The sequence below is a fragment of the Enterobacter sp. 50588862 genome (genome assembly GCF_001462935.1).
GTDB lineage: Bacteria > Pseudomonadota > Gammaproteobacteria > Enterobacterales > Enterobacteriaceae > Enterobacter > Enterobacter bugandensis.
In genome coordinates this window covers 124,697-142,775 of sequence record NZ_LNHM01000049.1, presented here as the reverse complement: position 1 = coordinate 142,775, position 18,079 = coordinate 124,697, and the positions used below count along the sequence as shown (strand labels likewise).

Here is an 18,079-nt window from a genome sequence, read left to right as displayed (position 1 = left end):
TCGGCTGTTATTGCCTTGATATAAGGTTGTAGAGCGCAACGCAACGCCAGCTTCGGCTGGCACTGAATGTACCTGCGGGGAGTTCAGGTATCAGGGCCGCCCGTTGAGGCGGCCTTTATACTTTCTGGGGTACCGCAGCAGGTTCACCTTGCTGTCTTGTTGACGTTGTAAGGTTTGGCTGATTGATTTGATAAAGCATACGCATTAGCCCCGATGAGCAAAGTTGGTTACTTTACATCTCAACGAAAACACGGAGGAAGTACAGATGTCTTTGATTAACACTAAAATTAAACCTTTCAAAAACCAGGCGTTCAAAAACGGTGAGTTCATTGAAGTAACCGAGAAAGATACCGAAGGTCGCTGGAGCGTCTTCTTCTTCTATCCGGCTGACTTCACCTTCGTTTGCCCGACCGAACTGGGCGACGTGGCTGACCATTACGACGAACTGCAGAAGCTGGGCGTAGACGTTTACTCTGTGTCTACCGATACCCACTTCACCCACAAAGCGTGGCACAGCAGCTCTGAAACCATCGCGAAAATCAAATATGCGATGATCGGCGACCCGACTGGCGCCCTGACCCGTAACTTCGACAACATGCGTGAAGATGAAGGCCTGGCCGACCGTGCAACCTTTGTGGTTGACCCGCAGGGCATTATCCAGGCTATCGAAGTTACCGCTGAAGGTATCGGCCGTGATGCTTCTGACCTGCTGCGTAAAGTGAAAGCGGCTCAGTACGTGGCTTCTCACCCAGGTGAAGTGTGCCCGGCTAAATGGAAAGAAGGCGAAGCGACCCTGGCTCCATCCCTGGACCTGGTCGGTAAAATCTAAGTTTTCACCATCCGGCAATCAATGGGCGCCCCCGCGCCCATTTCATTCCAGCACCATGATGCAAGTTGCATTCAGGCCGCCCGCAAAGGCAGCTTGCATGATGACGTCTTAAGAGAGGGAAGAACTATGCTCGACACCAATATGAAAACCCAGCTCAAGGCCTACCTTGAGAAACTGACTAAACCCGTTGAGCTGATTGCCACGCTGGACGACAGCGCGAAATCGGCAGAAATCAAAGAGCTGCTGGCAGAGATCGCTGAACTGTCGCCGAAAGTGACCTTCAAAGAAGACAATTCGCTTGCGGTTCGTAAACCCTCTTTCCTGATTACTAACCCGGGCTCGGACAAGGGACCGCGTTTTGCTGGCTCTCCGCTGGGGCATGAATTTACCTCACTGGTGCTGGCGCTTCTGTGGACCGGCGGTCATCCGTCAAAAGAAGCGCAGGCGCTGCTGGAGCAGATCCGCGATATCGACGGTGATTTTGAGTTTGAAACCTATTATTCGCTCTCCTGCCACAACTGCCCGGACGTGGTGCAGGCGCTGAACCTGATGTCGGTTCTGAACCCGCGCATCAAGCATACGGCGATTGACGGCGGTACGTTCCAGAATGAGATCACCGATCGCAACGTGATGGGTGTTCCGGCGGTGTATCTGAACGGTCAGGAGTTCGGCCAGGGCCGCATGACGCTGACGGAAATCGTTGCCAAAGTGGATACCGGCGCGGAAAAACGCGCGGCGGAAGAACTGAACAAACGCGATGCGTACGATGTGCTGATTGTCGGTTCCGGCCCTGCGGGCGCGGCGGCAGCGGTTTACTCTGCACGTAAAGGTATTCGTACCGGTCTTATGGGCGAACGCTTTGGCGGACAGGTGCTGGATACCGTGGACATTGAAAACTACATTTCCGTACCAAAAACCGAAGGTCAGAAGCTGGCCGGTGCGCTGAAGGCTCATGTCAGCGATTACGAGGTAGATGTAATCGACAGCCAGAGCGCCAGCAAGCTGATTCCGGCGGCGGTGGAAGGGGGCTTACACCAGATTGAAACCGCCTCTGGCGCGGTGCTGAAAGCTCGCAGCGTGATCCTTGCCACCGGGGCAAAATGGCGCAACATGAATGTGCCGGGCGAAGATCAATACCGTACCAAAGGCGTGACCTATTGCCCGCACTGTGACGGCCCGCTGTTTAAAGGCAAACGGGTGGCGGTGATCGGCGGCGGTAACTCCGGCGTGGAAGCGGCTATCGACCTGGCGGGGATTGTTGAACACGTGACGCTGCTGGAGTTCGCGCCAGAAATGAAGGCCGACCAGGTGCTGCAGGATAAAGTTCGCAGCCTGAAAAACGTCGACATCGTGCTGAACGCGCAGACCACGGAAGTGAAGGGCGACGGCAGCAAAGTGACCGGTCTGGAGTACCGTGACCGCGTAAGCGGCGACGTTCATAGCGTTCAGCTTTCGGGGATCTTCGTACAAATTGGCCTGCTGCCGAACACCACCTGGCTGGAAGGCGCGATTGAGCGCAACCGCATGGGCGAGATTATCATCGATGCGAAATGTGAAACCAGCGTGAAGGGCGTGTTTGCCGCGGGCGACTGCACCACCGTGCCGTACAAGCAGATCATCATCGCGACTGGCGAAGGTGCAAAAGCGTCCCTGAGCGCGTTTGACTACCTGATCCGCACCAAAACCGCATAATAAAAGAAAGTAAGACATACCTGCAGTAGCCACCTCTTTATGAGGTGGCTTTTTTTTAGATTTTTTTACCCTCAATTATCCTCGTTATTAACCCCTTCATGCGTTAATTACCTGCTTCGATCAAAGAAAATAATAAGCCTGCTGATAATATCTTGTCGTTTTTTATAGCGGTAAATATTTATATTTAATATGAATGACAAAGATACATCCACTTCTTCAATATATGAGACGTTAACCCCCTTTGAAATAAAGGGATTGATGTTTCGTGATTTCTTTAACGCGGCGGACATGACATCGCGATGCGCTTCGTTACATCCTTTATTCCCGGAAAGTGAAACCTGGCAGCAGGATGAGGCGTTAGAGGTTGAGTATGATTTCAACGCCCTGTTTGTCGGCCCTGCAACGCTATTGGCGCCGCCTTATGCCTCGGTGTATCTGGACGAAGAGCCTCTGCTGATGGGCGCTACAACGCTGAGCGTACGCGAATTCCTGCGCAGCATCGGGCTTTTTGTGACCGGGGAAAATAGCGTTCCCGACGATCACGTCAGCTATGAAATGGAGCTGGTGGTGATGCTCTCCGCGCATGCCAGACATTCGCCGCAATATCATGACGCACTCGCCCGCTTTGTGCAGGGGCATCTTGAATTATGGCTCCCCGCATTTATCGCAAAAATAAAGGATTGCGCGAAAACATCCGCAATTAAATGTCTCGCGTTGCAGATGACTAATTGGTTTGATGAATTAAAGACGAGAGTAATATTATGAGTATTGATAAAGGGCAGCTAAACCGGCGCTCCTTTTTAAAAGGACTGATTGCGCTGGGTACCGTTGCCGCATTACCCGGCGGACTATTATCATCCCGATGTGCTATGGCACAGCCCCCCATTCCGTTTAACCCAAAAACCTACAAAATTTTCCGTAACGCTTGCCCGCGTAACTGCTACGACACCTGCAGCTTAAAAACCTGGGTCAAAGATGACGTCATCACCTTCGTTGACGGGGCAAGCGAGTCCACGTTTACACACGGTGCCCCGTGTGTGAAAGGACTGACCTACCCGCGCCGGGTCTACTCCCCGGACCGTATTAAATACCCGATGATCCAGGATGGGCGCGGCAGCGGTAAATGGCGTCGCATCTCCTGGGATGAGGCCATGCAGCGCATTGCCAGCAAGATGCTGGAGATTAAAAAGAAAGACGGGTCTATGCTCGGCCTGGCGCTGTCGAAATACTCCGGCAACCTGGGCGTGATGAGTTATGCCGTGGAGGGGATGATGTCTTCTCTCGGTTACACCACGCGGTTCGCCGGTACGCCATGCTGGCCAGCAGGGATCGATGCCCAGCACTATGACATGGGCGACATGTGGTGTAACGACCCGGAAGATCTGGTGAAAGCCAAATACATCATTATCTGGGGCGCAAACCCGGCCTGGTGCTCCATGCATACCATGAAGTACATCTATCAGGCGCGTGAGAAAGGGGCGAAAGTGGTGGTCATTGATCCGCTGTTCTCGCAAACCGCCGCGAAAGCCGATTTGTATCTGCGCGTGCGCCCGGGATCGGACGGCGCATTGGCGCTGGGAATGGCGCGGCACCTGCTGGATACTGGCCGCGTCGACCAGGAGTTTGTGAACAACTTCGCGCACGGCTTCCCGGAATTTGAACAGTATCTGCGCAGCAATATCACCGTGGAGTGGGCATCTGAAATCTGTGGCCTGTCGGCAGAGGTGATTCGCCAGCTGGCGGAAGAGTTCACCGCGGTAAAACCTGCCACCGTCTGGATCGGCTATGGGATGCAGCGCCACGTCAACGGTGGGGCGAACGTGCGCGCCATTGACGCTTTTGTTGCCATGACAGGCAACATCGGTGTGGAAGGCGGCGGTGCCCGCTACGGCCATCTGCAGACCTGGGGCTACAACTATCATGCGATGACGCAGAAGCCACCGGTCGGATCTGTTGGCATGGTGGGGAAAAGCGGCCCGGTAGGGGAGTTCGTCAGCGACAGCGGCGAAAAGAGCCACTATTCCGACCGCGCGCTGAACCTGAACCAGACCGCGCAGAGCATTCTTGATGCCAACGATCCGCCCATTCGTATGCTGTGGGTGGCGTGCAAGAACCCGTTCGCGCAGGACTTTGACCGCAACAAAATGGAAAAAGCCTTCAGCAAGCTGGAGATGGTGGTCTGCGTCGATCAGTTCTTCAACGAGACGGTGCAGCATGCCGATATTGTGCTGCCGGTGACCACCACCTTTGAGCACTGGAACCTGTCGTCGTCTTACTGGCATTACTGGCTTTCGGTGAATGAACCAGCCATTAAACCGATGTACGAGTGCAAGAGCGATTTGGATATTGCCGTGCTGCTCTCGCGTACCATCAACAAAATGGAGCCGGGCTCCTGTACCTTCCCGCAGGACATTGACCAGAAAAAATGGCTCGACCTTGAGTTCAATGAGGACATGGCGAAGCAGTTCGGTATCCGCTCCTGGGACGATCTGCTGGATGGGCCGGTGAAAGCCAAAATGGTCAGCTCGGCGGCCTGGCACGACCGCAAGTTTAAAACGCCATCGGGCAAGTATGAGTTCCTCTCCGAGCTGTGTGAAAAGAACGGCCATAAAGCGCTGCCGGAGTATCTGCCTGCCGCGGAGGGCAAGCTGCCGTTCCATCTGTTTACTCCGCATTTGCAGTACGGCCTTCACTCTCAGTTCGTCAACCTCGACTGGATGCAGGTCTTCTGGCCGGAGCCGTTTGTCTATATCCACCCAGCCGCCGCGCACAAGAAGGGGATTCGCGAGCTGGCGAAAGTCCGCGTGTTTAACGACGTTGGCGAAGTGGAGCTGCGGGCGAAGATCACCACCAACGTGCCGGAAGATTTCCTGGTGATGTATGAGTCCTGGTTTAACAAGCTTAAGTACAACGTGCAGAACGTCGTGAAAGATACGCCAGCCGATATGGGCAAGATGGCAACCGGCGCGCCTGGCGCGGCGATCCACAGCCAGTTTGTCGACATTGCCCTTATCGCGAATGAAGGAGCAGACGCATGAGACGCGCATTTTTAGTGAACAGTGATAAATGTATTGGCTGCCGCGGATGCGCCATGGCCTGCAAGAGCTTTAACCAGCTTGAGCCGGATCGCTTCTGGCGCTATGTCTATCCGCTGGATAAAGAAATTTATCCGCATGAGGAGCGTGCGTTTTTATCGCTGGCCTGTAACCACTGTGAAAACCCGGCCTGTCTGGCGGCGTGCCCGGTGGAAGCCTACACCAAACGTGATGACGGCGTGGTGGTCCATAACCCTGAACGCTGTATCGGCTGTAAAAACTGCATCCGTAACTGCCCGTACGGCGCGCCGCGCTTCAATGAAGAGACGCAAAAGGCGGAGAAGTGCAGCATGTGCTATGAACGTCTGGATATCGGTATGGCCCCGGCCTGCGTGAACGCGTGTCCGGTCGGTGCCCTGTCGATTATCGATCTGGATGCCGATCCGCTGCCGAACAATGCCGTGCAGTATCCGCCGGGCTTCCCGAAGATGCCTCAGCTTAATCCGGGTACGCGCTTCATTCTGGCCCGTCAGCCAAAACAGCCGGGGGATAAATAATGGAAAAGTACGAACTGCCGTTGGTGATTTTTACCGTGCTGAGCCAGATGTCCGTCGGGATGACGCTGCTCCTGACCTGGCGCACGCTCCGTGGTGAAGTGCATGGCACCCGCCTTCACTGGCTGATTACCGGGCTGATTCTGGGCGTAGCCTCCATTGCCGCGGTGCTGCATCTGGCGCACCCGGAACACGCATACAACGCGTTGATTAACCTGAAACATGCCTGGCTGAGCCGCGAAATTCTGGGCGCGACCCTGTACGGCGCCATGATTGGGCTGGCCTTCCTGAGTAAGGGAAACAAAGGCGCAGCGCTGCTGGCGTCCCTGTTCGGGATCCTGCTGGTGGTGGTGCAGGGAATGACCTACGCGGCACCGGCGATGCAGGCCATTGCCAACGGCATCACCATGATGCTGTTCTTTGCGACGGTCTGGGTGATGGGCTGTGCCGCAACGCCGCTGCTCGGGCTGAAAGGATCAAACGCCGCGCTGCGCCAGGGGATTATCGCCCTGATGGCGCTGCTGATTGCCGCGCCGGTGATGTGGCTCAGCGGCGGTACCATCATGAAAATGACCGCTCACGCCTGGTTAAGCTCGCCGCTCTATCTGGGCAGCCTGCTGTGCTGCGTTGTGGGTGGCGCGTTATCGCTGAAGCGCCAGCCGATGCAGAAAGCGGTGTTTGCGCTCCTGCTGGTGGGCGTGGTGCTCAGCCGCCTGACCTTCTTCGGCGATACCGTCAGCACCATCGTCAATATTGGTCACCTGTACTGATAAACAAAACCCCGCGAAAGCGGGGTTTTTTGTTGGTATTTACCGGACCACCATCACCGGAATATGGGTGTGGCGGATCACGCTGGAGGCGTTCGACCCCAGCAGGTGAGTGGTAATGGAAGGATTACGTGAACCGATCACCACCACGTCAGCATTCAGCTCCGCGGCCAGTTCATTGACGGCATCGCGCACGCTACCGAACCGGACGTGGGTTTTGATGCGGGAAGGGGCGATGCTGAAATGCCCGACCATGGTCTGCAGCCGCGTTTCGGCTTCGTGCTGTAAGTGCTCCTCAAAGCGACGCACGTCGGCGGCAAAGCGGTGCAGGCTCAGGCTGGCAGAGCCCGGTAAAACGTGTAAAAGATGAATAATTCCGTCCTGCTGCGCGAGGAATTCCGCGTGGCGAACAGCTTTGTCGCTCAGTTCCATTTCGAAAACATCAACCGGCATAATGATTGTCTTATACATAACCGTTTCTCCTTGTTTATAAACGCTAGATACATTCAACCACAAAACATGAATGGTTTCTGTAAGCGCTTCGGCACTTTTCCTCTCTCGCCAGGATAAATCTCAAAAGGCGCGTATTTCCCGGCAGACTTTCAGGGGTAGCTACCCTTTATAAACTTACCTGAAACCTTTCGGAGGTCGCATGAAAGCACTCACGTACCACGGTCCGCACCATGTTCGCGTTGAGAATGTCCCCGATCCCATCATTGAACAGCCCGACGATATCATCCTGCGCGTCACGGCCACGGCGATTTGCGGCTCCGACCTGCATCTCTATCGTGGAAAGATCCCAAAGGTGCAGCACGGCGACATTTTTGGACATGAATTTATGGGCGAGATCGTCGAGTGCGGTCGAGAGGTGAAGGACCTGCAAAAAGGCGATCGCGTGGTGATCCCCTTTGTCATCGCCTGCGGTGACTGCTTCTTTTGCCGTCTGCAGCAGTACGCTGCCTGTGAGAAGTCCAATGCCGGGCAGGGCGCTGCGTTGAACAAAAAGCAAATTCCCGCGCCGGCAGCGCTGTTTGGCTATAGCCATCTCTACGGCGGCGTGCCGGGAGGACAGGCGGAATATGTACGCGTGCCGAAAGGCAACGTCGGACCGTTTAAGGTGCCGCAGATGCTCTCCGATGATAAGGCCCTGTTTCTGTCTGATATTTTACCCACCGCCTGGCAGGCGGCAAAAAATGCGCAGATTGAAAAAGGCTCCAGCGTCGCCGTTTTCGGTGCCGGTCCGGTGGGGTTGTTGACGATTGCCTGCGCACGGCTGTTAGGGGCTGAGCAGATTTTTGTTATCGACCATCACCCCTATCGGCTGCGGTTTGCCGAGGCGCGCTACGGTGCTATCCCCATCAATTTTGATGATGATAACGACGCGGCGGAAAAGATAATCGAGCAAACCGCCGGGCAGCGGGGAGTCGATGCCGTCATTGATGCCGTCGGGTTCGAAGCCAAGGGCAGCACCACAGAGACGATCCTCAGCAACCTTAAAATTGAGGGCAGCAGCGGCAAAGCGCTGCGTCAGTGTATCGCTGCCGTCCGGCGCGGCGGGGTGGTCAGCGTACCCGGTGTGTATGCCGGGTTTATTCATGGCTTCCTGTTTGGGGATGCCTTCGATAAAGGGCTGACGTTTAAGATGGGCCAGACGCACGTCCACGCCTGGCTGGGCGAACTGTTACCGCTGATCGAAAAAGGGCTGCTGACGCCGGAAGAGATTGTGACGCATTATCTCCCCCTGACGGATGCGGAACGTGCCTATAAGATTTTCGAAAAACGGGAGGAGGAGTGCCGGAAGGTGATTCTGGTGCCCGGCGCGGAAACGCCTGAGGCCGCTGAGCAAAAAGTGAAGGGCCTGGTAAATGCGTTCCCGGGCGGCGTGGTGTGAGATCACTCGCCGGTGGCGCTCAAGGTACTGTCCTGCGATGTAACGCAATCGGGTGAAGATGTTCGGAAAGAGGATGCAGGCGCATCCTCTGTGCAACGCGGGTCGCGTTTGTTCAGAATGACATTAACGCAGGTAATCGCCCGCGGCTTCTGGCTGGTAGAGCAGCTCCAGCACTTCCAGATGGGTGGAGGCACCGCCCGGCAAGTCCCAGTGGATGGTATCTCCCGTGCGCAGCCCCAGCAGTGCGGCCCCCACCGGCGCAAGAACCGAAAGTTGCGCACTGCTGTCGGTCATCTGAGCCGGGTAAACCAGCGTGCGTGTCAGCTCTTCACCGGTGGTCAGGTTGCGGAATTTCACCTGGCTGTTCATGGTGACCACGTTATGCGGCATCGTCTCAGGCGTGCACATCTGCGCCCGGTCGAGTTCCTCATTCAGGGCATCGGCCACCGGAAGTGAGGCGAATTCTGCTTTTTCCAGCAGCCTGTCGATACGTTCTGCGTCGAGCTCGTTGATGATGATTGTAGGTCTGGACATTTTTTACTCCATGTCGTTAATGCTGCGTCTAACGCAGAAACCATTCCAAAAGAAAACCCTCGCCGTCTGGCAGCGAGGGTTTAACTCTCCCGATGATACTGGCTGAACGCGCAAGTTTGAAGTGATGAAGGTCACATTCATGTGCCATATGAATTTTCACTGAAATTTATTCAATCTTCATTCCTGGCGGATTGCGTTACGCTGTATGTTCTGAACCCGGGCGTTGCGCGAAACATCATTCGCAGCAGCCCTTACCAACGAGAGAGCGCTATGTACTTCTACCAACCGTCTCAGGGGCATGGCCTGCCGCATGACCCGCTGAACGCCATTGTCGGCCCCCGTCCGATTGGCTGGATCTCCTCTTGCGACCAGGCCGGTCAGCTCAACCTTGCGCCGTATAGCTTCTTCAACTGCTTTAACTATCGCCCGCCGATCATTGGCTTTTCCAGCAACGGCTGGAAGGACAGCGTGCGTAATATTGTTGAAACAAAGGAGTTTGTCTGGAATCTGGCAACGCGCGATCTTGCGGAAGCGATGAATCAGACCTCTGCCACGCTGCCTCACGACCAGGACGAATTTACCTTTTCCGGATTAACGCCTGCGGCAAGCAAGCTGGTGAGCGCCCCTCGCGTGGCGGAAAGCCCGGTCAACTTTGAGTGCCGCCTGTCTCAGTGTATTCAGCTTACCGGCGCCGACGGTACGCCGGTGGATACCTGGCTGGTGCTGGGAGAAGTGGTCGGGATCCATATTGCCGAAACGCTGCTGGAAGAGGGGATATACCAGACGGCGAAAGCGCAGCCCATCCTGCGTGCGGGTGGGCCGACGGCTTACTATGGCATCAGTGACGAACACCGGTTTGACATGGTGCGACCGGTGGTGGGCGATCAGTAACCGGCCTTATCAATGACAAATTGTTTTCCGCAGTTGCCTGGATGCGGCTGCGGAGCAAAGGATGTCGCAGAAAGCGGGGCGTTAATGGTGTCTGCTTTGAGTGAAATTTGCATTTCGGTCAGATACGCCGGATTACCGTTGCAGGTCAGCTTGAAGGCTTTGATATTTTCCTTGCCCCAGCTTTTGGCAACGGCGTTGTCAAAATCACTCCGGCTGACGGTTTTACCGTAATTTTCCGCAAGGAAATGACCGACGGCGCTGTTTTTCATTTCCTGATTCATTCTCACCATGGTGCCGAAATAGGCATCGGGATCAAAACCAAAGCAGACGCCATGTTTGGCATATTCGTAACGTTCCAGACAGGAGTTTCCACCCGCGCCCGGCATGACCTCGTTCAGCTTAGCCGCGCCGGAAAGCGACAGCCCGGTTTCGGCTGCTGCGCATTTGCGGCTGGCCTTCACTTCCGGCATGTTCGGGATAGGGCGCGTGGCGCAGCCAAACCGCATCCATCGACGTTCATCCACGCCGCGTGCGGCAATGGATTTCGGCAGGCCGGGCCATAGCCCGTGAACGGTCAGAAAATCGGTTTTATTGTCGCGCTCTTTTTGCAGACGACATTCATCCGGTTCATTGCGGTTACGCTCGACCATGCTTTGACAAAATCCCGTTTGCCAGGATAAAGCCAGCACATAGCGATCGAAATCGCCGTACTGCGTGGCCTTGAGGGGTTCGGCCTGTGCTGAGAAGAGACTGAGTGCAAGCGCTACTGCGCCAGACGGGATAACGATATCCTTCCTGAACATGTGATTTCCTGATTGGTTGTGCGCAATTCATTTTTGTGGGTTATTAAAGCACAAAAAGCGCCCGCAGGCGCTTTTAGGTAATCAGGAATTTCACTTAGGCGGCGCCGGGAACCAGCACTTCGGTAGCAATAATGACGATGATCAGCCCAACCAGCACCGGCACTGACGTGCGTTTCACCACTTCAAACGGCGAGATTTTGGCCATCCCTGCAACCGCCACCACCACACCTGAGACAGGCGAGATGGTACGACCCAGGTTTGAGGCCTGGAGCATGGGAATGGAAAGATAAGCCGGGTTGATACCGGACGAGTGAGCCAGCTTAGGGATCATCTCAACGAAGGCGTAAAATGGCGCATTCCCGGAACCGGTGGTCATTGCCGCCAGCATGGTCAGTACCACCAGGACCAGCATCAGGATAATACTGGCCGAGCCAAACGAGGTGGCGATGGAGATCAGGCTCTGGATAAAGCCGATCGTGCTCAGACCCTGGGCAAAGACACCTGCTGCAACCAACAGCATCACCACGCCAGCAAACGCATCTGCCATACCGCGATACGCGACCTCAAGGCCGGAGAAGACTTTTTGGGTGTTGAAACCGCGCACGAACTCCAGCACAGCGGCTAACAGCATACAGATAACCAGAATAGTAATAATGTGCAGCTGCGGGCCCCATTTCCCGTCAAAAATGAGCACGCCGATAATCGGCGTGAACGGCAAAATGGCATAGAACGCCGGCGCGGTGGTGGTGATTTCGCTTACATCCATCATTTCATGGCTGATGTTCTCTTTCTTATCGAGATAGCGCTGCCAGAAGAAATGCGCGATACCCATTCCCACAATGGCGACAATCGAGATCGGCAGCGTGGTTTTAAAGGCGAAGTCGATAAGCGACATTTCGGCTGCTTTCGCCGCCAGCACAACGTCACCTGACGTCGGGGAGAGAATAATGGCCGCCGGGGAGGCGCAAATTGCCGCCGCTGCCCCACGGCTGATGCCCACGTTCACCATCACCGGGAACAGCGTGGCCATTAACAGTACGCCAAGCCCGGTTGCCGATGAAACGGCCAGCGACATCAGGCAGGCGAGGAAATAGGCGGCAACCATCAACAGATACGGCGAGTTAATGTACTGCAGGGGTTTCGAGGCAAGCTTCACAACCATGTCGTTCGCGCCGATATGGGTCATATAGGCTGCAAAACCGCACAGCATCATGATCATCATACCCAGATCGCCACCGCGGCTCATGAGCAGGATTTTAATATATTCAACAATATCCGTAGCGGTGTAGCCCGTGCTGGCTGCGCTGGCAGGTAAAACCTGATGACCCATTACTGCACTGATTATCAGCAGCGTTAGACCACCGACAAATAAAACGCCCGTGGCTGAGTATCCTTTAATGATGTAGCGAGCTACACCCACAATGACGACGACCCCAATTAGGAGTTCGATAAACGTAAGCATGATTTCCCCTGTGTCTTTCTGCCCTGAGATATAAAAATTAATATAAAAAAAGAAGGATGAAAATGTGCCGAATTAATGGCCCGCCCTTGCTGATTAAAATCAATAAACAGACGACTAACGAACAGCATAACAGCGTTTTTGCCATGGCTAAGGCATTTATGTCATAAGGATCTTGACCGGCAAAGACAGCGTAACATGTCTATGTAATGATAACAAAATGTTAAACTTTTGTGTGGTCTGGCCTGTTAGTACTGGAGACCGTTAACAGACATTAGGCGTACATGATGTGGGTTTATTCGGGATAAGCAGAACGCCGCTTTAAGAATATTCCCGAAAAGCGGCCTGATATTTAAGAGTAGGGGTGATGCCGTTAAGGCTTGGTTCAATTATTCTATGTTAAACTTTGCCTCGAATATCAAGAATGGTAATTGCATTGTGATTGTACGTAATACTTTTTTCTCCATTTTATTGTTTATTATTGGCCAGTTAACGTTTTCTTCTGTTGCACAGGCAGAGAACAACGCGACGGATAAAGGTTGGTTCTCTACTTTTACGGATAATGTTTCGCAGACCTGGTCAGCGCCTGAACATTATGATCTCTATGTCCCGGCAATAACGTGGCATGCGCGCTTTGCTTACGACAAAGAGAAAACGGATAAATACAACGAGCGTCCCTGGGGAGCGGGTTTTGGTCAGTCGCGCTGGGATGATAAAGGAAACTGGCATGGCATCTATCTGATGGCCTTCAAAGACTCCTTTAACAAGTGGGAACCGATTGGCGGGTACGGCTGGGAAAAGACCTGGCGCCCGCTGGCGGATGAGAACTTCCACGTTGGTCTGGGCTATACCGCCGGGGTGACCGCGCGCGACAACTGGAAGTACATTCCGATCCCCGTATTGCTGCCTCTGGCCTCTGTTGGATACGGCCCTGCAACGTTCCAGATGACCTACATTCCGGGAACGTATAACAACGGTAACGTTTACTTCGCCTGGATGCGTTTTCAGTTTTAACTGACAAAACATTACCTGGTGGTGAAAAAACGTGCAGCCGTTGATTCGTAAGCGATAAAAATCTGTCAGTGAAAATTAACGCGACTTTAGTCACTTTTTGTCAAAGATCCGCTGGACAAAAGGTCCCACAATTGTTGTACTGGTAACCGACACAGCATTTGTGTCGTTTTTTAATGTAAAGGTAATTTTGATGTCTAAGATTAAAGGTAACGTTAAGTGGTTTAATGAGTCCAAAGGATTCGGTTTCATTACTCCTGAAGATGGCAGCAAAGACGTGTTCGTACACTTCTCTGCAATCCAGTCTAATGGTTTCAAAACTCTGGCTGAAGGTCAGCGTGTAGAGTTCGAAATCACTAACGGTGCCAAAGGCCCTTCTGCTGCTAACGTAATCGCTCTGTAATTCAGACGCGTCAGCAAGAATTTCAAAACCCGCTCATTGAGCGGGTTTTTTTCGTTATGAATCAGCCAAGCAGGTAAATTTTCAGGAAGCTGGCCACGATCAGTACGCTCAACAACACCATGCCTGCGCTCATCAGACTCTGTTTCATTTGTCACCCTCGTTCAGTATTGCCTTCAGAGTGACAGAGAAAAATTAAGCCAACATTAACGCTCCGGCAGTTAATGCGTGCTTACAGAGGAAAAAAGCCAAAATGCGATCCCCGTCATCGCGAAAGATCCGATCATGTTGATCGCGATATTCACCAGCGCCCAGCCGATACGTCCTTCCTGAAAGAGAAAAACCGTTTCCGCGGAAAAGGTTGAAAAGGTGGTCAAACCGCCGCAGAAGCCGGTGGTAATCAAGACTTTCCACATGGGATCGATGTGCGTCATCCGGTTAAACCAGGCCAGCCCCATACCAATAATAAAAGCACCAATCAGGTTGGCGGCCAGCGTTCCTAATGGAATCGCCTGGTGCAGGGGATTAAACCGCATACTCAGTAACCACCTCGCAACGCTCCCCGTGCCTCCACCAATAAAAACAGCTAAAAGGAGTTGTAACACGCTAAATACCTGCTATTTGATGTGTAAGAGTAGCGAGTTTAACGCTGTTTATAATGAGGGGACAAATATGTATGTTGCGGTAGGGCAGTTTGCGGTCACGCCTGACTGGCGGGTTAACGCAGTGCAGTGCGTTAACCTGATGATACAGGCCCGACAGAAAGGCGCGTCGCTGCTGGTGCTTCCTGAGGCGTTGCTGGCAAGGGATGATAACGACCCGGATTTGTCCGTGAAGTCTGCACAGGCCCTTGACGGCGAATTTTTACAACAGCTGCTCGCCCAGAGCGTAGGCAGTACGATGACCACCGTCTTAACCGTGCACGTTCCCTCAACGCCGGGTCGCGCAATGAATACGCTGGTGGCTATCCGTGACGGTGCCATTGTTGCGCGCTACGCCAAGCTTCATCTCTATGATGCGTTCAGCATCCAGGAGTCGCGACGCGTTGATCCGGGAGATGTCGTCCCACCGCTCATTGATATCGACGGGTTTAAGGTGGGGTTGATGACCTGCTATGACCTGCGTTTCCCGGAGCTGGCGGTGCATCTGGCGCTGCAGGGGGCGGAGGTGCTGGTATTGCCTGCCGCATGGGTTAAGGGGCCGCTAAAAGAGCAACACTGGGCTACGCTGCTTGCTGCACGCGCGCTGGACACGACCTGTTATGTTGTTGCCGCCGGGGAGTGCGGCAATAAAAACATCGGGCAGAGCAGGGTGGTTGATCCCCTGGGAGTGACGATTGCCGCCGCAGCGGAAGCGCCGGTTCTGCTGATGGCGGAGATAATTTTAGAAAGAGTTGCGCTTGCGCGTCAGCAATTACCTGTTCTTCGCAACCGTCGCTTTGCGCCACCGCAATTATTGTGATGTTTTTTTCAACAATGCTTGATTCACCTTGTTACAGATTGCTATTGTGTGCACGCGCCAAATGACCGTTAATACGATCGGGTTTTGGCGCTGAATGCAGCCTGTTTTAAGTAAAGAAGGTATCTATGGGTGAGATTAGTATTACCAAACTGCTGGTGGTTGCCGCACTGGTCGTCCTGCTGTTTGGTACCAAGAAGTTACGCACGCTGGGTGGTGACCTGGGGGCTGCCATCAAAGGCTTCAAGAAAGCGATGAACGACGATGACGCAGCCGCGAAGAAAAGCGCTGACGACATCCCGGCAGAGAAGCTTTCCCACAAAGAGTAACGGCAATGCCTGAGGGCTTGCGAAAAAAAACCGGCTCATGAGGCCGGTTTTTTTGCATTACTGTAAATGAATATTACGGTGTTATTTGACTTCTTCGCCTTTCGCCTGCATATCCGCATGGTAAGAAGAACGAACAAACGGACCACAAGCCGCGTGGGTAAAGCCCATCGCCAGCGCTTCGGCTTTCATCTCGTCAAATTCATCCGGGCTCACGTAGCGCTGTACCGGCAGGTGGTGACGGCTTGGCTGCAGATACTGGCCGAGCGTCAACATGGTCACACCGTGGCGGCGCAGATCGCGCATGACGTCGATGATTTCGTCATTGGTTTCACCCAGACCAACCATCAGACCTGACTTGGTCGGGATATGCGGATGTGCTTCTTTAAAGCGCTCCAGCAGCTTCAGAGACCAGTTATAGTCGGCTCCCGGACGCACCTGACGGTAAAGACGCGGAACGTTCTCCAGGTTGTGGTTAAACACATCTGGCGGCGTCGCGGTCAGGATATCCAGCGCGCGGTCCATACGGCCGCGGAAGTCAGGAACCAGCGTTTCGATTTTGATGTTCGGGCTTTTTTCGCGAATGGCAGTAATGCAGTCAGCGAAGTGCTGAGCCCCGCCATCACGCAGATCGTCGCGGTCAACGGAGGTGATAACCACATAACGCAGCGCCATGTCGGCGATGGTTTGCGCCAGTTTTTGCGGCTCGTTGGCATCGGGGGCCACCGGGCGGCCATGCGCCACGTCGCAGAATGGGCAGCGGCGGGTACAGATGGCACCCAGAATCATAAACGTCGCGGTGCCGTGATTGAAACATTCAGCAAGGTTCGGGCAAGAGGCTTCTTCACAAACAGAGTGAAGGCCATTCTTACGCATCGCCGCTTTGATCCCCTGGATACGCGAAGAGTCTGCCGGAAGTTTGATTTTCATCCATTCCGGTTTTCTTAACAGCGCCTCGCGCTCTGTAGCCACGTTTTTAACCGGGATAAGGGCCATTTTATCGGCATCGCGGTATTTAACACCGCGTTCCATCACAATGGGTTTACTCATAGCGTGCGTGTTCCAGTTGCGAATATCGAAGGAAAGCGTTTCAATTCAAGGGAATGTTGTATTTATCAACTATTTTTGAACGAACGACAGGCAGTATATCATTTATAGGGGCGTTAAAGCAGCCTGCCAGGTCGCCAATTTGTAAAATAGTTGTTGTTTTGTGCCTTTTGCCCTGCGAGCGGCAGGGACGTGCACGGGTACGCTCTGTCAGAAGGCCTGACGGATAATGCGGATGACGTTTTCCAGTACCGGATCGCGCAAGCTGAGCTTGTTGTAATGCAGTGAAATCTCGATAGATTCTGCATTGAGCTGGCTTAGCGGAATACTCTCCAGCGGCCAGCATTTCCGCAGCAGGTTATACAGGCGTGAAGGCATGATGCACAGCATATCGCTGCTGCCAATCAGGGATGCGGTGGTGAACATATTGTAACTGCTGAAACTGATCTGACGTTCCGGGAAAATTTCGTCAATACGCTGACGCAGAGCGTGATTAGATTGCCCTTCGGTCATGAAAGACGAGTGGTCGTAGTTGCGCAGGTTTTCAATGGATAACGGCTCGCTGAGGACGGGGTGCTGCTTGCGGCAAACCAGCACCAGGTTATCGGCGTAAAGCACATTTTGCCCCAGCGCTCGGGCGCTAAAGCTGCCGCTTTCGATGACCAGGTCCGTCTGGAACTGAGCAAGCTGAACGTCAGGTTCGTTAAGAGGCACATTGCGAAGCAGAAGCTGAGGCGCATGCTCTTTCACTGCCTGAAAGATCGCGGGCATCACCAGCACGCCGACAGAAGGGGAGCAGCCGATGGTGATGGTTCTCTGTTTGTCATAGCTTCCGGTTAAATCCAGCGCACCCAGAATCGACTCCAGCCCCTGGCTGATGTATTCGTGGAGATGTGTCGCATAGGCCGTTGGCGTGACGCCCTGGCCCTTACGGATAAATAAGGGGTCGGGAAATATAGCCCGTAGCTTTTGAATTGACTGACTTATTGCCGATGGCGTGAGATTAAGAATTTTCGCAGCATTAACGATACCCTTATGGACATATACTGCCTCAAAAATAGTCAGTAAATTGAGATCAATATTACGTAAAGTCCGAAAAATTTGCGGCTTATCTTCGCCACCAGGGTCATTCAGGCGTTTGGCTGGTAAATTATTATACTCCACGCTTTCACTCCGTATACATTCACAACATGAATGATAGTTCAATTTATTTATTATGCTTGTAGAGATTCGTAAAGTGTTGCTTTTGTTCCACTTGTTTATCAAAAACAAACAGTTGTGTGATTATCACTCAAGTTACTTAGCCTGTGTATGCCGTGCTGTCCGGAGGCTAAATAATATGTAAGGGCAATATTCGGGCGCTTCGAAAATATAGAATCTGC

19 protein-coding genes are annotated in these 18,079 nt (G+C 53.5%); 12 read left to right on the top strand and 7 right to left on the bottom strand.

Features of this window, described 5'->3' with window-relative positions:
* The first annotated feature begins 265 nt into the window (after positions 1-265).
* The 6 genes from ahpC to APT89_RS22460 all read left to right on the top strand — a co-directional run bounded on the left by ahpC (position 266) and on the right by APT89_RS22460 (position 6,880).
* Positions 266-829, top strand: coding sequence for an alkyl hydroperoxide reductase subunit C (gene ahpC, locus APT89_RS22485; protein WP_008501015.1), 564 nt, complete (start codon positions 266-268; stop codon positions 827-829).
* A gap of 126 nt (positions 830-955) precedes the next feature.
* On the top strand, positions 956-2,521 hold the full coding sequence (gene ahpF / locus APT89_RS22480) for an alkyl hydroperoxide reductase subunit F (RefSeq protein WP_047363741.1): 1,566 nt from the start codon (positions 956-958) through the stop codon (positions 2,519-2,521).
* 258 nt (positions 2,522-2,779) lie between these two features.
* On the top strand, positions 2,780-3,286 hold the full coding sequence (locus APT89_RS22475) for a TorD/DmsD family molecular chaperone (protein ID WP_048956871.1): 507 nt from the start codon (positions 2,780-2,782) through the stop codon (positions 3,284-3,286).
* On the top strand, positions 3,283-5,559 hold the full coding sequence (locus APT89_RS22470) for a molybdopterin-dependent oxidoreductase (protein ID WP_047363737.1): 2,277 nt from the start codon (positions 3,283-3,285) through the stop codon (positions 5,557-5,559). The genes APT89_RS22475 and APT89_RS22470 overlap by 4 nt, the downstream gene beginning before the upstream one ends.
* Positions 5,556-6,113, top strand: a complete 558-nt coding sequence (locus APT89_RS22465) for a 4Fe-4S dicluster domain-containing protein (protein ID WP_060573637.1) — start codon at positions 5,556-5,558, stop codon at positions 6,111-6,113. The genes APT89_RS22470 and APT89_RS22465 overlap by 4 nt, the downstream gene beginning before the upstream one ends.
* Positions 6,113-6,880: a dimethyl sulfoxide reductase anchor subunit family protein gene (locus APT89_RS22460; protein WP_041910926.1), complete on the top strand. Its 768-nt coding sequence runs from the start codon at positions 6,113-6,115 to the stop codon at positions 6,878-6,880. The genes APT89_RS22465 and APT89_RS22460 overlap by 1 nt, the downstream gene beginning before the upstream one ends.
* A 39-nt stretch (positions 6,881-6,919) precedes the next feature.
* Here the strand turns inward: APT89_RS22460 and uspG are convergent, their stop codons facing one another.
* Positions 6,920-7,348 carry a universal stress protein UspG gene (gene uspG, locus APT89_RS22455; protein ID WP_048956867.1) on the bottom strand — a complete coding sequence of 143 codons (429 nt, stop codon included), beginning with the start codon at positions 7,346-7,348 and terminating at the stop codon, positions 6,920-6,922.
* Between the two features lie 181 nt (positions 7,349-7,529).
* Between uspG and APT89_RS22450 the strand changes: the two genes are divergently transcribed.
* On the top strand, positions 7,530-8,768 hold the full coding sequence (locus APT89_RS22450; RefSeq protein WP_041910925.1) for a zinc-dependent alcohol dehydrogenase: 1,239 nt from the start codon (positions 7,530-7,532) through the stop codon (positions 8,766-8,768).
* Between the two features lie 123 nt (positions 8,769-8,891).
* Here APT89_RS22450 and rnk read toward each other — a convergent pair whose 3' ends face one another.
* Entirely contained in the window at positions 8,892-9,302 is a 411-nt protein-coding gene (gene rnk, locus APT89_RS22445) for a nucleoside diphosphate kinase regulator (protein WP_028012325.1), read from the bottom strand.
* 270 nt (positions 9,303-9,572) lie between these two features.
* Between rnk and APT89_RS22440 the strand changes: the two genes are divergently transcribed.
* Entirely contained in the window at positions 9,573-10,193 is a 621-nt protein-coding gene (locus APT89_RS22440) for a flavin reductase family protein (protein WP_041910924.1), read from the top strand.
* On the opposite strand, the gene rna is transcribed toward APT89_RS22440, so the two are convergent.
* Entirely contained in the window at positions 10,187-10,996 is an 810-nt protein-coding gene (gene rna / locus APT89_RS22435) for a ribonuclease I (protein WP_060573635.1), read from the bottom strand. The genes APT89_RS22440 and rna overlap by 7 nt on opposite strands.
* A gap of 94 nt (positions 10,997-11,090) precedes the next feature.
* The gene (gene dcuC / locus APT89_RS22430) at positions 11,091-12,458 is read right to left on the bottom strand and encodes an anaerobic C4-dicarboxylate transporter DcuC (RefSeq protein WP_028012328.1); all 1,368 of its coding nucleotides are present in this window, start codon (positions 12,456-12,458) and stop codon (positions 11,091-11,093) included.
* Positions 12,459-12,851: 393 nt separating this feature from the next.
* Here dcuC and pagP point away from each other — a divergent pair, with 393 nt between their 5' ends.
* Both pagP and cspE read left to right on the top strand, forming a co-directional pair.
* Positions 12,852-13,469, top strand: coding sequence for a lipid IV(A) palmitoyltransferase PagP (pagP, locus tag APT89_RS22425; RefSeq protein ID WP_080339189.1), 618 nt, complete (start codon positions 12,852-12,854; stop codon positions 13,467-13,469).
* 190 nt (positions 13,470-13,659) lie between these two features.
* Positions 13,660-13,869 (top strand): transcription antiterminator/RNA stability regulator CspE, encoded by a 210-nt coding sequence (gene cspE / locus APT89_RS22420; RefSeq protein WP_002439184.1) that lies wholly within the window; start codon positions 13,660-13,662, stop codon positions 13,867-13,869.
* 218 nt (positions 13,870-14,087) lie between these two features.
* Here the strand turns inward: cspE and crcB are convergent, their stop codons facing one another.
* Positions 14,088-14,471, bottom strand: coding sequence for a fluoride efflux transporter CrcB (gene crcB / locus APT89_RS22415; RefSeq protein ID WP_041910922.1), 384 nt, complete (start codon positions 14,469-14,471; stop codon positions 14,088-14,090).
* A 67-nt stretch (positions 14,472-14,538) separates the two neighbouring features.
* Here crcB and APT89_RS22410 point away from each other — a divergent pair, with 67 nt between their 5' ends.
* Positions 14,539-15,327 carry a deaminated glutathione amidase gene (locus APT89_RS22410; protein WP_041910921.1) on the top strand — a complete coding sequence of 263 codons (789 nt, stop codon included), beginning with the start codon at positions 14,539-14,541 and terminating at the stop codon, positions 15,325-15,327.
* Positions 15,328-15,452: 125 nt separating this feature from the next.
* Positions 15,453-15,653 (top strand): twin-arginine translocase subunit TatE, encoded by a 201-nt coding sequence (tatE, locus tag APT89_RS22405; RefSeq protein ID WP_028012332.1) that lies wholly within the window; start codon positions 15,453-15,455, stop codon positions 15,651-15,653.
* Positions 15,654-15,734: 81 nt separating this feature from the next.
* Here tatE and lipA read toward each other — a convergent pair whose 3' ends face one another.
* Positions 15,735-16,700, bottom strand: coding sequence for a lipoyl synthase (lipA, locus tag APT89_RS22400; RefSeq protein ID WP_028012333.1), 966 nt, complete (start codon positions 16,698-16,700; stop codon positions 15,735-15,737).
* Between the two features lie 207 nt (positions 16,701-16,907).
* Complete coding sequence (locus APT89_RS22395; RefSeq protein ID WP_041910920.1) at positions 16,908-17,861, bottom strand: YbeF family transcriptional regulator; 954 nt, start codon at positions 17,859-17,861, stop codon at positions 16,908-16,910.
* Between the last annotated feature and the right edge of the window lie 218 nt (positions 17,862-18,079).